Origin of the sequence: Ureibacillus thermosphaericus, from assembly GCF_012396605.1 — a bacterium.
Classification (GTDB): domain Bacteria; phylum Bacillota; class Bacilli; order Bacillales_A; family Planococcaceae; genus Ureibacillus; species Ureibacillus thermosphaericus.
On record NZ_JAAXPW010000002.1, the window covers coordinates 38,758 to 52,334 of the forward strand.

The window sequence follows — 13,577 nt, forward strand, 5'->3', positions numbered from 1 at the left end:
ATTCATCATGGCTACGGAAATATTGATGCCTAAGCTAGGCTTGACGATGACAGAGGGTACAGTGGAACATTGGTTTGTAAATGAAGGGGATGAAGTTCATGCAGGTGATGCAGTGGCGGAAATCAGTTCAGAGAAATTGACCGGTGAAGTCGTTGCACCAGAGTCCGGTACAATCATTAAAATTGTCGCTCAAGCAGGAGATGTCGTACCAAGTAAGGCGCCCATCGCGTATATCGGAAAACCTGGTGAACAGATCGGCTCCCCTTCTCCATCATTAAGTGTAAAAGAACCGAAAAAAGTAGAAACAGCAAAAGCAGTTTCAACCGCAAAAACGGAGATGATAGAAAAAGAAGCTGGAGAACTAATCTTTATTACGCCGGTTGCCCGTAAAATGGCAAATGAACTTGGCATTGATATTCATAACGTAATAGGTACTGGCGGTAATGGACGCATTACTCGATTAGATATATTAAGATATCAAGCTTCCATGGAACAAGCAGCTCCTTCAATAGAAAATGCACCATCCACACAATCAGTTTCCTATGGTGCTGGACTATCCGGAATGCGCAAAACCATTGCTCAACGGATGATGCGCAGTGTTCAGACAACCGCTCAAGTAACAAACCATAGAAAAGTGGATATTACGGAATTAATGAAATTCCGTGAAGAAATAAAAACAAAAGTAAAAGAACCGCTCACAAATGGCGAGTTAAGCATCAATACCCTATTAACAAAAGCGGTAGTTTTGGCCTTAAAAGATACGCCGGATATGAATGCTTGGTATCATAACGGCGAATATATCCGCGTAGATGAAGTGCATATTGGAATGGCAACGGCAATCGAAGAAGGTTTAGTCGTTCCTGTTATTAAAAATGCGCATCTCATGTCCTTATCCCAACTCGGTGCAGCTATTCAAAAAGTAACAACAGAAGCACGACAAGGTTCGCTTGATGGAAGCCTCTATAGCGGGTCAACCTTTACGGTTACCAACTTAGGCGGCTATGAAATCGAATACTTCACACCAATCTTGAATACACCGGAAGTAGGTATTTTAGGTGTGGGGGCCATCCAAAAAGAACTGGCACTAGAAGATGGCCAAGTTGTAGAAAAATTAAAATTGCCTCTCAGTTTAACATACGATCATCAAATTATAGATGGTGCACCTGCTTCTGAGTTTTTAAGTAAAATTGCTGATTATTTGCAAGACCCTTATCGTTTGCTTTTATAAAAAATAAAAGGAGTGAGTCATTCACTCCCCTACCTTCTTATATATAAGGGTTCCTAAAGAAATTTACACTCTTCACCCAATTCTTTAACCCTTGGTTTCTCACAAGAGAAATCCAAGGGTTTTAAGTAGATCGTTAAAACAAATGCGCAGATTGTGTTTTCCATTTTGATAGATTCGTTGATAAGTCAATAATTTCACGCATTTCTTTTTCGGCCTCTGCATACAGTTTTGCGTAGTTTGTTGCATGTTGAATTGCATTCCGATATTCTTTTGAAATCTCTTGAATCTTCTCTTCTGCTTCTTCTATTAGTTTACAATGTTTTACAATATCAACAATCTGATCACCGGCTCTTCCATCTTCAGGGAAGTATTCATGGGGAGCGGTACTATCAAAAATACAAAGCTTTAATTCTGGTAAAATAACCATGTCAATTGATTTTGAATCTAGTCCACACCATACTTTTTGTACATCAAATCCCCGTTTTAGCGCATCTTGAGTTAGTTTTTTTAACATGCTGGATTTGCCTGTTCCCGGTAGCCCTTTAATAAAGTATCTTCTTTCTAAATTTCGCGTAATATTTTGCAAATAATCTCTTGCCCCATTTGGCGTAAGCGTTCCGAATAATCGATGAGTTAACACCCCTTTTTTATTAAGAAGCATGCCATCAAAAATTTGATCAAACAGTTCATCCCGATGTTGTTCAAGCCCCTTCCAATCCATATGAGACTGCGTCTGTTCTTCCCACTCATCATGTATTTCAATGGCGGATTGGAGGGAAGCAAAACATTTATTATGCCATTTATTTATTTCTTCAGAAAGCTCCTTTATTCGTTGACCATGCTTTTTAAGTGATGCCTCATCTAAACATTCATAAAAGGAAATAATTTGATCGCGAGTACCAAGGTGAGTCGGTTCAATAGAAGGAGTGGAACTTTTGAGGAATAACGTATGGATGTCTTTTATGAATACTGCTTGAATTGTATTTTCAAAAAGAGGATCATAGAAAAATTCAATATCATGTCCTTTGTTTACATAATGATAGCCAATTTCTTTCAATAAATTGGATACATTAAAACCAAAAATTCCTTTTAAAAAGTAGACTTTATCGGCTTCCTTGATAATCTCTTGATACAGATTTTTCATTCCTTGCCCGGTCATCGCCTGCCCGAAAAACTTCGTGATGGAACCTTTCAAATGATCATCCTTTCTTATTGGAATGCCAGGCACCTCTAATTAGATTTTGCAAATTCAATCCTTTACACCTAGATTACGCCTAGTTCACGTCCCACTTTTTCGAAGATTGAAAGTGCTTTATCTAACATTGCTTTCGAATGTCCTGCTGTAGGCATATTGCGAATACGCCCTGTTCCCCTAGGCACTGTAGGATACACAATCGCTTTCGCATAAACACCTTCTTCCAGTAGACGCTTGGAAAACCGTTGCGTCAGTTTTTCTTCTCCAATGATGCACGGAGTAATCGGCGTTTCCGAATTTCCAATATCAAATCCAAGCTGTTTTAATCCTTCTTTGAAATAATTTCCATTTTCCCATAATTTCTCTGTTAGTTCATTTGAATCCATTAACATATTTATCGCCGCAATGATAGCCGCTACATCACCTGGAGGCACTGCCGTTGAAAATAGAAACGGACGGGAGCGCACTTTCAGCCAATCGATTAACTTCCTTTTTCCTGCCACATATCCTCCGACAACGCCAATCGCTTTTGATAATGTACCAATTTGGAAATCAATGTCTTTCTCTAACCCAAAATGTTTTACCGTACCTCTTCCTTTTCCAGTAACCCCTGAACCGTGAGCATCATCGACATAAGTGATGAGATCAAATTCCTTTGCGATTTCCACAATATCCGGAAGCTTCGCCAAGTCCCCATCCATTGAAAACACGCCATCTGTAATCACCATGATTTTTTTATAACGTCCGGACTCTACAGCTTCCCTTGCTTTTTTTCGCAAATCATCCATATCAGAATGAGTATATGCGACAATATGTGCTTTTGATAATCGGCACCCATCTATGATGGAAGCGTGATTCAATTGATCCGATAAAATGCAATCATCTTTTCCCATGACAGCTGAAATGGCGGCCATATTGCAATTGAACCCAGATTGATAGCTAATTGCCGCTTCTGTTCCTTTAAATTCTGCTATCTTTGCTTCCAATTGATCATGTAAATCTAGCGTTCCATTAATTGTGCGAACCGCTCCTGCTCCAACTCCATATTGATCGATAGCGCGTTTCGCCACTTCCTTTAATTCTTGATTCGTCGCTAATCCTAAATAATTATTGGAAGATAAATTAATTAACCGCTTACCATTGATTTGGATTTCAGGACCATTTGCCCCTTCCACCACATCAATTTCGTTGTATAACCCTTGGCTTTTCAATTGCTGTAAGTTTTCTTCAAGAAAAGAATCTAAAGCTTTTGCCAATTTCGCACCTCCAGACCAAGTTTCTTGAAACAATATATGATTCAAACTATAGATTCTTTTCTAGTCTTCATTAACTTTTCCGTTTGAAACGTACTTAAAAATAATATGAAGAATTTTATGACTACATCTAGCTCGAACAAAATCTGAGATAAATCAAAATGTAATGCTTTTCTCAAACAAAAAAAACGCATGTGAAAGTCATTTCATTTATACTAGAAATAAAGATTATAAATAAAGGGATGACGATTATGACAATGATATTTCGAATTGCTACCCTTAATGATTTGCCAATTATTGTGGATATCTATAATTCTACAATTCCAAGTAGAATGGTTACTGCCGATATCGCCCCGGTATCAGTTGAAGATCGACTAAATTGGTTTCATGAACATCAGCCTGAAAAAAGACCTTTATGGGTTGTAGAATATGAAGGAGATATTTGTGGTTGGGTAAGTCTTCAATCGTTCTACGGAAGACCCGCTTATGATGCCACTGCTGAAATTAGTATCTACATTCACGAAAACTATAGAGGGAAAGGACTCGGAAAAAAGATTCTAAGCAAAGCGATTGAGGAAAGTCTTAAGTTAGAAATCGATACACTAATCGCTTTTATCTTCGGACATAATGAACCTAGCATTCGCTTATTTTCAAGTTTGGGTTTTGAAAAGTGGGGGCATTTACCAGAAGTTGCTAATTTAGATGGTGTGAAAAGAGATTTAGTCATTCTTGGGAAAAAGGTAAACTAAATTTACGACATGAATAAAGCACAAAAACCCAAGAAATACCGATAAAATATTTCTTGGGTCTTCAATTGAAAAATTCAACTATTCAATTCTCGCAAACTCTCATGATTACTGATGAATAAGCGGCTTTTCCTCTTTTATCTCTTCTTCCCCGATGCATTTTGTCAATAGTTTTTGGCAGTAAGGTAATGAAAATTGCACGATATAGCCAGAAACAATGGCAATAATGATTGTACCAACGCCAAGTGGACCACCTAACATCCATCCAATCACGGCAACAACTAATTCAATAGAGATGCGAGCTACTTTAATGCTTCCGCCTAATTTTTCTACAATCCACATCATTAAACCATCTCTAGGACCAGAACCTAAATTCGGTGATATGTACATACCCGTACCAAAACTTAGAACAAAAATTCCGACAACAAAATAGATCAGTTGGAAGGCAAATGACTCCGCATCGGGCAATAGCCAATAAAAGAAATCAATAAATGCACCAATCAACAGCATGTTTAACCATGTTCCGATCTTCGGAAAACTTCTATACATCAACGAAGTAAATACCAAAATGACGAGTCCCGTAATGATTACCCAAGAACCAATCGATAAGCCGATTGTTTTATACAAGGCAATATGCAACACGTCCCATGCATTAACCCCTATATCCTCTCCTTTAATTACCATCGCAATTCCTAATCCCATGATGATTAAACCGACAATGTAAAATCCCCATCGCCATGAATATTCTCTTCTCATTGAAAATGCGCCTTCTTTCTATCTATTAAATCGTAAATTTCTATGTTCATTATTTTAATGCAAAAAATCATGGTTTCGTAACCGGAACAAAAGTAGCATTTACTACATTCGCTAAATCGTTAGGCGCCAATTGTATTTGCAGTCCAATTTTTCCGCCGCTCACGATGATATAATCGAGTTCTTTTGCCGAATGTTCTATGAAAGTTGGAAACAATTTTTTCATTCCAATTGGTGAACAACCACCTCGTATATAACCAGTTGTAGCAAGTAAATCTTTTAGTGGAAGCATCTCTACTTTCTTTTCCCCCGCCACCCGAGCTGCTGCTTTTAAATCTAACTCTGCCTCAACAGGAATGACAAACACATAAAATTTCTGAGTACCTGCTGTTGTCACAAGCGTTTTGTAAACGTGATTTGCAGGATGACCGATTTTCTGTGCAACGGATACTCCATCAATAGCTCCTGCTGTCTCATAAGTAATCGTCTGATAAGGCACCTTTTGTAAATCTAATAACCGAATTGCGTTCGTTTTTGCGATTTTCTTTTTAGCCAACCCTTCATCACCTTCACTTCCAATGAATGTAATTTATATCATAACAAAAAATTTCAAATTTCTGAAAGTATGATTCTGAAATTCTTAATATAAAAAAGTTGTTCCATCATCGAAACGATCTGCTACGGCTCAAGTCGCTATGATAATCACCAAAATAAAAAATTGGGTTATCATATACTATTTAGTACAGCGACGACAACAGCAGCGGAGCTTCTTGGACTAATCATTTGCCCAAGTACGATGTTTATTAATGGAGCAAGTTTCAGTCTCTTTTTGAGTTTCTTCATATTTAAAGATGCTATAAAAAGAAACTAGGCAGCATCTTATCTGCCTAGTTCTTCTATTTAATCTAATTTTAATTTCTTTAATGCTTCCGCAAGAGCGTTATTAATCGGTTCTTTTTCGTCTTCTTTCTTCAAATATTTTTGCAGAGTGCGCTTATCCACTTTACCATTCGTTTGTTGTTTTCGTTTTTCTTGGAACGTGGACCATTTTTCTCGGAATCCGCATTGACATACAAGAATTTGGCCCTCTCCTTCTCCTCGCAATTCCAGCTTCTTATGGCAATTCGGACAACGAACATTCGTGAAGCGAGAAATGCTTTTTCGATAACCGCATTGTCGATCTTGGCAAACAAGCATTTTCCCTTTTTTTCCGTTCACTTCTAGCATTGGCTTTCCACATTCAGGACAGTTTTTTGTTGAAAGATTGTCATGTTTGTATTTTTTATCGCTCGATTTGATTTCTCCAACAATTTCTTTTGTATACTGCTTCATTTCGTTGATGAACGTTTCTTTTTTCATTTTGCCTTTCGAAATTTGTTCCAACTTCATCTCCCACTCAGCAGTTAGAGCTGGAGATTTTAAATCTTCTGGCACTAAATCTAAGAGTTGACGCCCTTTTGAAGTTATATAAATTTCTTTTCCGTCCCGTTTTTCAATTAAGAAACTATTGAATAATTTTTCAATAATATCCGCGCGGGTCGCTACCGTCCCAAGTCCTCCGGTAGATTTTAAAGTATCTGCAAGCTTTCGATTGCTCGACTCTAAATACTTTGTCGGATTTTCCATTGCTGAAAGCAATGTGGCTTCGGTAAATCTTGCAGGTGGTTTTGTTTGTCCTTGAGTCATTTGAATACTCGTAATCGTTAGTGTATCCCCTTTTTCCATTTGCGGTAAAATTTGCTCATGTACATCCACTTCATCTTCTTCAACAAAATCATTTGCATATACTTTTTTCCATCCAGGTGTTAGTATATTTTTTCCTTTTGCAATAAATGTTTCGTCCCCAATTTTTGCGTTAATTGTAAGCTGTACGTATTCGGTTGGAGGAAGGAGTACTGCCAAAAATCGTTTTACAACTAAATCGTAAATTTTTCGCTCTTTATCGGAAAAAGAAGAAAGATTGACGTTCTGTTCTGTCGGGATAATGGCATGATGATCGCTCACTTTACTGTTATCCACAAAAGATTTATTAACTTTGATTGGCTTTTTTAATATTTCATTGGCAAGTTGTCGATATTCCCCTACACCACATGCTTTAAGCCTCTCAGGAATGGTAGCTACGATATCGGATGAAAGATATCGCGAATCCGTTCTTGGATACGTTAATACTTTATGATACTCATATAGCTTTTGCATAATATTCAACGTTTCTTTTGCGGAAAAGCCGAAAATTTTATTAGCATCCCGCTGCAATTCTGTTAAATCATAGAGGCCAGGAGCGTAAGATTTTTTCGTCTTTTTCTCGATGTTTGTAACGACAGCATGTTTGTTGCTTAATTTTTGGATGATCGATTCGATTTTTTCTTTGTTGAAACTTTGTGTGTTTCCTTTTGCATCTTTCCATGTAAGCTTCACTTTATCGCTAGTCGCTTGTATTCCATAATAATCTTTCGGTACGAAGTTTTTGATTTCATCTTCACGAGCAGCAATGATGGCAAGCGTCGGTGTCTGCACCCGTCCGCAGTTAAGTTGGGCATTGTATTTTGTCGTAAGGGCACGGGTTGCATTTAATCCGATATACCAGTCTGCTTCTGAACGGGCAACCGCTGAAGCATATAAGTTCTCATATTGCTTACCAGGCTTTAAATTTTTAAACCCTTCCTTAACGGCTTTATCAGTCACCGATGAAATCCAAAGACGCTTGATGGGTTTACGAACTTTCGCTTTTTCAATAATCCAGCGAGCAACCAACTCCCCTTCCCGTCCGGCATCGGTTGCAATAATGATTTCCTTTACATCTTTTCGAAGCAGTTGATTTTTTACCACTTGAAATTGTTTCGCGGTTTGCTTAATAACCGAAAGTTTCATTTGTTCTGGCAGCATCGGTAAATCTTCAAGTTTCCATGTTTTATATTTCACATCGTAACTCTCAGGGTCTGCAAGGGTTACTAAATGACCAAGAGCCCAAGTAACAATATATTGATTCCCCTCTAGAAATCCGTTTCCACTTTTTTTGCAATTGAGCACTCGAGCAATATCACGAGCTACTGATGGTTTTTCGGCTAATACTACACTTTTTGCCATAGGTTACATCCTTTCGTCAGTCATAGGATAACTATAGCATATCTCGTCTCTCCATTCATTTTCGAGCCAACTATTGTATTTCCATTTTCACTATGCTTCATGGATAACTGTTACAATACTATTGCCACTTAATATACTTTTCCACTAGTAGATTCAGCTTTCCAATCTTCCAATGCTAAAATTGTGTCTTTCGTTATTTTCTCGTAATGTTTATATAATGAATAAAATTTCCCGCTGTAATTTTTCCTCCATGGTTTCTTTTTCCCACAAAAATGTAGGATAACTGTATGATTCATGACATAATCCATATCTACTTTACCATTACTTTTTAGCTTATAAATGTTATAAAATCTAGCATCATAATTGTACTTTACTTCGTCAATCCCTTTAATTTTCTTGGAATAAAGGGCGTTCATAATATCTTGGTCAGGCATAATAAGCTTAGAATGATATTTTTTTACAAAATTAAATATATCCTTTTCATCAATAACTTCCCGTTGCAATGCTAAGTTCATTAATAAAACGCCAGAGTTATAATACGCTTCCAAATCAAATGGATTGAATCGTATTTTATTAATTTCTACTATTGGCATTGTTCGATGATCTGCTGCTGCATAAAGATACCCTTCCAAATCAAGCTCATACAGTTCTCTGATTGGATTAATCACTAATATATCTGGATCTAAATAAAGTATACGGTCAATTGTTTGCGGCAAAAATTTATGGGCAAGTAATCGATAATACATCGTTTTCGTATAGTGCAAAAGAGTTGGGGCTTCGCTAAACAACTCTTCATCAATTTGAATAGGATGAAATTCATGACCTTCGCTAGCAATAAAAGTTTCTAATGATTCTAGTTGTTGAGCAGATATTGAAGAATGGACAAGATAAATGGAGAAATGCTCTTTTGGATTGTTCATAAACAGTGATTTTAACATTATTTTTAAAGGATAAAGATAATTGGAATCAACCGTGACAAGAATATTCTTCTTCATGGCTTTCATTCCTTTATATGAGTGCTAATAAGAATATCTTAATAAAAAAATCTGCTTATTAACAAATAATAGAAACAAAGCAACGTTCATAAACAATAAAAAACACACCATTTTGAGCTCTAATGCAAAATGGTGTGTTTTGATTGTTTCATTTTCGGATGCACAGTTTCAATATTTATTTTGCTGGAGATAATTCGCTTTCTTTGAGCCATTGATAATTTTTTACAGGATCTCCTTCTTTATCGATATAATCTACCATATAAACTACCGTTTCTTCAACGGTATCAATGACTCCTTCCGCTCCTTTCATCCCCTCTTCTCTGTCAGCTTCAATAATGACTTTAGATCCAACATCTAATTTTTTTTCACCAAGTGGCTGGATTTCTTCCCGAACAAACCATTTTTCGTTTTCTTCCAGTTCTTCATCGTATGTCGATACATAAGAAATGGAATATACTGTTGTTTCATAGGCTCCGACAATGGTTCCTTCTGATCCTTGCATATCATCATCATGAGCTGCATTGATGATGACTTTGTCTCCTATTTTATATTTCGGGTTTTTAGCTTCTTTTAATCCTTCCGGTATTTTTCCCCAAGTAGCATGCGATACATCGGCATGACTCTCTGCACCATCCATGTTTGGCCCAACTACTTTATCTCCGTCTGCTTGATTGTTTGTTACGATATTGTCAGCTGAATCGTTATCCGTGTATTGAGCTGGATTTTCTGAATTTTCCATAGAGATGTTTTCATCTTTTTTTCCACATGCAGTTAAAGAAAAAACGCAAAGTGCTGCTGTGAGTATTAGAAGCTGCTTTTTCATTGGAATTCCTCCTGTTAGTGATGAAGTTTCTCTGGCAGACTCCACATTTGTTATATTTACAGCATTTGCATTTCATAGGGATTTATGCGTTGAAGTTAAATAGGAAGTTGCAAGTATTTTATTCAAAGTCGCAAGTATTTCAAATTTTCCCGAAACTTGCGAGGTAACGATAATTTTTGAAAAAGGGGACGCCGGAAAAGTCATTTGAGACGAACGCTTTGAGACGAGGATAATGGGAACTAGTTTCGACTACCACAGGAGCAAAGATTTTTAAAAAATCAAGATTATCAAGAGATAAGGGTGTCTAGGAAATTGTCGACTTTCTAAACACCCCTCATAACGCTATGAATTTAGTTTTACTCGTTGCAATCTTAATGCATTCAATACAACCGATACCGAGCTGAAGGCCATCGCTGCACCGGCAACCCATGGTGCAAGGAATCCTGCAGCCGCAATCGGAATACCTATCGTATTATAGGCAAAGGCCCAGAACAAATTTTGCTTAATGTTTCGCATTGTTTTATGACTCATCAAAATCGCATCCGCAATGCTATTTAAATCACCGCGCATTAACGTAATATCCGCTGCCGCTATTGCTACGTCTGTTCCGGTACCAATCGCCATTCCGATATCTGCTACAGCTAAAGCAGGAGCATCGTTAATGCCATCTCCGACCATTGCGACCTTTTTTCCTTCATTCTGCAATTTTTTAATTTCTTCTGCTTTCTGTTCTGGAAGCACTTCAGCGATTACTTGATTAATGCCAACTTCCTCTCCAATTGCTTTCGCCGTTCGTTCATTATCTCCTGTCAGCATAATCACTTCAATGTCCATTTCTTTTAGTCGTTGAATTGCTCGTTTTGACGTATCTTTCACCGTATCGCTGACAGCAACCAACCCTGTATACTTGCCGTCAATGCTCACTAACATAGCGGTTTTTCCTTTTTGCTCAAACTGTTCCATAAGAGGTAAAACGTCCGCTATCTCCACATGATTGTTTTGCATTAACCTTCTAGTTCCGATGAGCACTTCTTTTCCATCGACGCTTCCTTTAACACCCATGCCAGGAATTGCTTCAAATGCTTGAACTTCTCGAAAGGCAATTCCCTTCTTTTCAATCCCCTTCACAATAACTTGGGCTAAAGGATGTTCTGATTGCTTTTCAATAGAACCAATTAAGGAAAGAAAAGTTTCTTCATCTTCACCTTCTGCCAAGGAAAAATCCGTTAATTCTGGTTCACCTTTTGTAACAGTCCCTGTTTTATCCACTACGACCGTATCAATATGGTGAGCCTGTTCAAGATACTCTCCACCTTTAAATAAAATCCCGAACTCTGCAGCTCTTCCCGTACCAGCCATAATAGATGTCGGTGTTGCAAGACCTAGTGCACAAGGACAAGCAATGACTAAAACGGAAATCATTGCTTCTAATGCCGGTGTCACTTCCCCCGGTGTAATAATGAAAATCCAAGCTATAAAAGTTATAATCGCAATACCTACTACAATCGGGACAAAAATGCCAGATATTCGATCGGCAAGTCGTTGAATTGGAGCTTTTGATCCTTGAGCAGCTTCTACAATTTTTATAATTTGAGCAAGTGCTGTGTCGCGCCCAACTTTTGTGGCTTTTATTTTCATGAAACCATTTTTATTAATAGTTGAACCGTATACAATGGAACCAACTGTTTTATCTACTGGAATGCTTTCGCCTGTTAACATCGATTCGTCTACAGCCGTTATTCCTTCAATCACTTCGCCGTCTACAGGAATTTTCTCTCCTGGTTTTACGAAAATAATATCACCAACAACTACTTCTGCTAGAGGAATTTCCTTTTCCACACCATCCCTTAAAACAAGGGCAGTTTTTGCTTGTAACCCCATCAGTTTCTTAATCGCTTCTGATGAACGTCCTTTCGCTTTCGCTTCAAATAATTTCCCTAAAAGAATTAATGTAATTAATACTGCGCTTGTTTCAAAATAAAGTTCAGGGTGCATATGAGTACCAAATGTTATCAGTGTTTGATATAAACTGTAAAAATATGCGGCGGACGTACCGAGCACAACAAGAACGTCCATATTGGCACTGCCGTTCTTTAATGCTTTATATGCACCAACATAAAACTGCCATCCAATGATAAATTGCACTGGGGTAGCAAACGCCAATTGTACCCACGGATTCATTAAAAACTTAGGCATATAGATGAATGAAGTAAACGGAAAATGCCCTACCATTGTCCATAATAATGGTAAAGAAAAGATAGCAGCAATGATGAATTTACTCTTTTGCTTGCGGATTTCTTGAGCGCGATAATCCAGCTCTTCTTGATCATTTTCTTTTACGTGGGCGCCATAACCTAATTTTTCAATCCGCTGAATAATATCTGAAAGGCTGACTTCAGAAGGATGAAATTCGACCGTCGCATTTTCTAAAGCAAGATTGACCGTAGCATTTGAAATGCCAGACATTTTATTAAGCCCTTTTTCAATGCGATTGGCACATGCCGCACAAGTCATTCCTGTAATGACGAGTTCCTTTTTCTCTTTTACAACGCCATAACCTAAATCTTCAATTTTCTTTTCCAATTCTTTTACACTAATCTTGTTTGGATCAAAATCAATCGTTGATTTTTCTAATGCCAAGTTGACATGGGCATTCTCAACCCCGGGCATTTTCTTTAATCCTCTTTCAATGCGATTAGCACAAGCTGCACAAGTCATTCCTGTTATTTGCAGCGATGTTTCTTTTACATTAGGGTTTTGTTCTTGATTCATAATGAGGTTCACCTCTTGCGTATACCTTTATAGGGTATATTAAATGGAAGAAGAAAAGTGCTTCATTTGAAAAGCACTTTCCCTAATTACGTTTATTATTCCACATCGTAACCTTGTTCATCGATTGTTTCTTTAATTTGATCGATTGTAACTTTTGATTGATCAAAAGTTACATTTACTTCGCCAGCTGCTAAATTCACTTTTACCTCTTGTACACCATCTAAAGCACCAACGCTTCCTTCAACGGCTTTTACACAGTGATTGCAAGACATTCCTTTTACCTGTAATGTAACGTTTTCCATCACGTTTCCTCCCTCAAATTTATTTGCGCATCAACTTTTGAATCGTTATAACCAATTCATCGATGATTTCCGAATCTCCTTCTGCTAATCGATCGACAACACATCCTTTAATGTGTCCTTCTAATAAGATTTTGGCGACGCTATTTAAAGCCGATTGAGTAGCAGCAATTTGCGTAATCACATCATCACAATATACATCCCGTTCAATCATACCTTTAATGCCACGAATTTGTCCTTCAATTCGATTCAAACGGGTGATTAAATCCTTTTTTACATGTTCTGGATGGTGGCTCTTTCGGTGAGAACAATGCTCTTCATTTAGATTTTCCAGTTTCATCTACCTCCAATCCTTAAACTCATTATACTATACGGTGGTATGGTATGCAATTAATTAGAAGAAAGAAAAAAGATCTAATATGGAAGTGT

The 13,577-nt window shown here is 37.5% G+C and carries 12 protein-coding genes; 2 read left to right on the plus strand and 10 right to left on the minus strand.

Annotated features, from left to right (window positions below):
• The first annotated feature begins 7 nt into the window (after nt 1–7).
• Nucleotides 8–1,228 carry a dihydrolipoamide acetyltransferase family protein gene (locus tag HF990_RS01475; protein ID WP_168411821.1) on the plus strand — a complete coding sequence of 407 codons (1,221 nt, stop codon included), beginning with the start codon at nt 8–10 and terminating at the stop codon, nt 1,226–1,228.
• Between the two features lie 133 nt (nt 1,229–1,361).
• On the opposite strand, the gene HF990_RS01480 is transcribed toward HF990_RS01475, so the two are convergent.
• Both HF990_RS01480 and HF990_RS01485 read right to left on the minus strand, forming a co-directional pair.
• Nucleotides 1,362–2,423: a nucleotide kinase gene (locus HF990_RS01480; RefSeq protein WP_168411823.1), complete on the minus strand. Its 1,062-nt coding sequence runs from the start codon at nt 2,421–2,423 to the stop codon at nt 1,362–1,364.
• Nucleotides 2,424–2,491: 68 nt separating this feature from the next.
• Complete coding sequence (locus HF990_RS01485; RefSeq protein ID WP_168411825.1) at nt 2,492–3,679, minus strand: glycine C-acetyltransferase; 1,188 nt, start codon at nt 3,677–3,679, stop codon at nt 2,492–2,494.
• A 248-nt stretch (nt 3,680–3,927) separates the two neighbouring features.
• Between HF990_RS01485 and HF990_RS01490 the strand changes: the two genes are divergently transcribed.
• The gene (locus HF990_RS01490; RefSeq protein ID WP_016837344.1) at nt 3,928–4,425 is read left to right on the plus strand and encodes a GNAT family N-acetyltransferase; all 498 of its coding nucleotides are present in this window, start codon (nt 3,928–3,930) and stop codon (nt 4,423–4,425) included.
• A 105-nt stretch (nt 4,426–4,530) separates the two neighbouring features.
• Here HF990_RS01490 and HF990_RS01495 read toward each other — a convergent pair whose 3' ends face one another.
• From HF990_RS01495 to HF990_RS01530, 8 genes are all read right to left on the minus strand, one after another.
• Nucleotides 4,531–5,178 carry a YczE/YyaS/YitT family protein gene (locus tag HF990_RS01495; protein WP_168411826.1) on the minus strand — a complete coding sequence of 216 codons (648 nt, stop codon included), beginning with the start codon at nt 5,176–5,178 and terminating at the stop codon, nt 4,531–4,533.
• Nucleotides 5,179–5,245: 67 nt separating this feature from the next.
• On the minus strand, nt 5,246–5,731 hold the full coding sequence (gene ybaK, locus HF990_RS01500) for a Cys-tRNA(Pro) deacylase (RefSeq protein WP_168411827.1): 486 nt from the start codon (nt 5,729–5,731) through the stop codon (nt 5,246–5,248).
• Nucleotides 5,732–6,075: 344 nt separating this feature from the next.
• Entirely contained in the window at nt 6,076–8,259 is a 2,184-nt protein-coding gene (locus HF990_RS01505) for a DNA topoisomerase III (RefSeq protein WP_168411829.1), read from the minus strand.
• Between the two features lie 128 nt (nt 8,260–8,387).
• Nucleotides 8,388–9,254 carry a glycosyltransferase family 8 protein gene (locus HF990_RS01510; RefSeq protein ID WP_016837348.1) on the minus strand — a complete coding sequence of 289 codons (867 nt, stop codon included), beginning with the start codon at nt 9,252–9,254 and terminating at the stop codon, nt 8,388–8,390.
• Between the two features lie 175 nt (nt 9,255–9,429).
• Nucleotides 9,430–10,077: a YdhK family protein gene (locus HF990_RS01515; protein WP_168411831.1), complete on the minus strand. Its 648-nt coding sequence runs from the start codon at nt 10,075–10,077 to the stop codon at nt 9,430–9,432.
• Between the two features lie 342 nt (nt 10,078–10,419).
• Nucleotides 10,420–12,849 carry a heavy metal translocating P-type ATPase gene (locus HF990_RS01520; RefSeq protein WP_168411833.1) on the minus strand — a complete coding sequence of 810 codons (2,430 nt, stop codon included), beginning with the start codon at nt 12,847–12,849 and terminating at the stop codon, nt 10,420–10,422.
• Nucleotides 12,850–12,944: 95 nt separating this feature from the next.
• Nucleotides 12,945–13,151 (minus strand): copper chaperone CopZ, encoded by a 207-nt coding sequence (gene copZ / locus HF990_RS01525; RefSeq protein WP_016837351.1) that lies wholly within the window; start codon nt 13,149–13,151, stop codon nt 12,945–12,947.
• Between the two features lie 19 nt (nt 13,152–13,170).
• A complete protein-coding gene (locus tag HF990_RS01530) occupies nt 13,171–13,488 on the minus strand; it encodes a metal-sensitive transcriptional regulator (RefSeq protein ID WP_016837352.1) in 318 nt (105 codons plus the stop codon).
• Between the last annotated feature and the right edge of the window lie 89 nt (nt 13,489–13,577).

Bases quoted from the DNA above. Each gene is read 5' to 3' on its own strand.
- HF990_RS01475 (WP_168411821.1), top strand. From the start codon at position 8: ATGGCTACGGAAATATTGATGCCTAAGCTAGGCTTGACGATGACAGAG.
- HF990_RS01490 (WP_016837344.1), top strand. From the start codon at position 3,928: ATGACAATGATATTTCGAATTGCTACCCTTAATGATTTGCCAATTATT.
- HF990_RS01495 (WP_168411826.1), bottom strand. From the start codon at position 5,178: ATGAGAAGAGAATATTCATGGCGATGGGGATTTTACATTGTCGGTTTA.
- HF990_RS01505 (WP_168411829.1), bottom strand. From the start codon at position 8,259: ATGGCAAAAAGTGTAGTATTAGCCGAAAAACCATCAGTAGCTCGTGAT.
- HF990_RS01510 (WP_016837348.1), bottom strand. From the start codon at position 9,254: ATGAAGAAGAATATTCTTGTCACGGTTGATTCCAATTATCTTTATCCT.
- HF990_RS01515 (WP_168411831.1), bottom strand. From the start codon at position 10,077: ATGAAAAAGCAGCTTCTAATACTCACAGCAGCACTTTGCGTTTTTTCT.
- HF990_RS01520 (WP_168411833.1), bottom strand. From the start codon at position 12,849: ATGAATCAAGAACAAAACCCTAATGTAAAAGAAACATCGCTGCAAATA.
- copZ (WP_016837351.1), bottom strand. From the start codon at position 13,151: ATGGAAAACGTTACATTACAGGTAAAAGGAATGTCTTGCAATCACTGT.
- HF990_RS01530 (WP_016837352.1), bottom strand. From the start codon at position 13,488: ATGAAACTGGAAAATCTAAATGAAGAGCATTGTTCTCACCGAAAGAGC.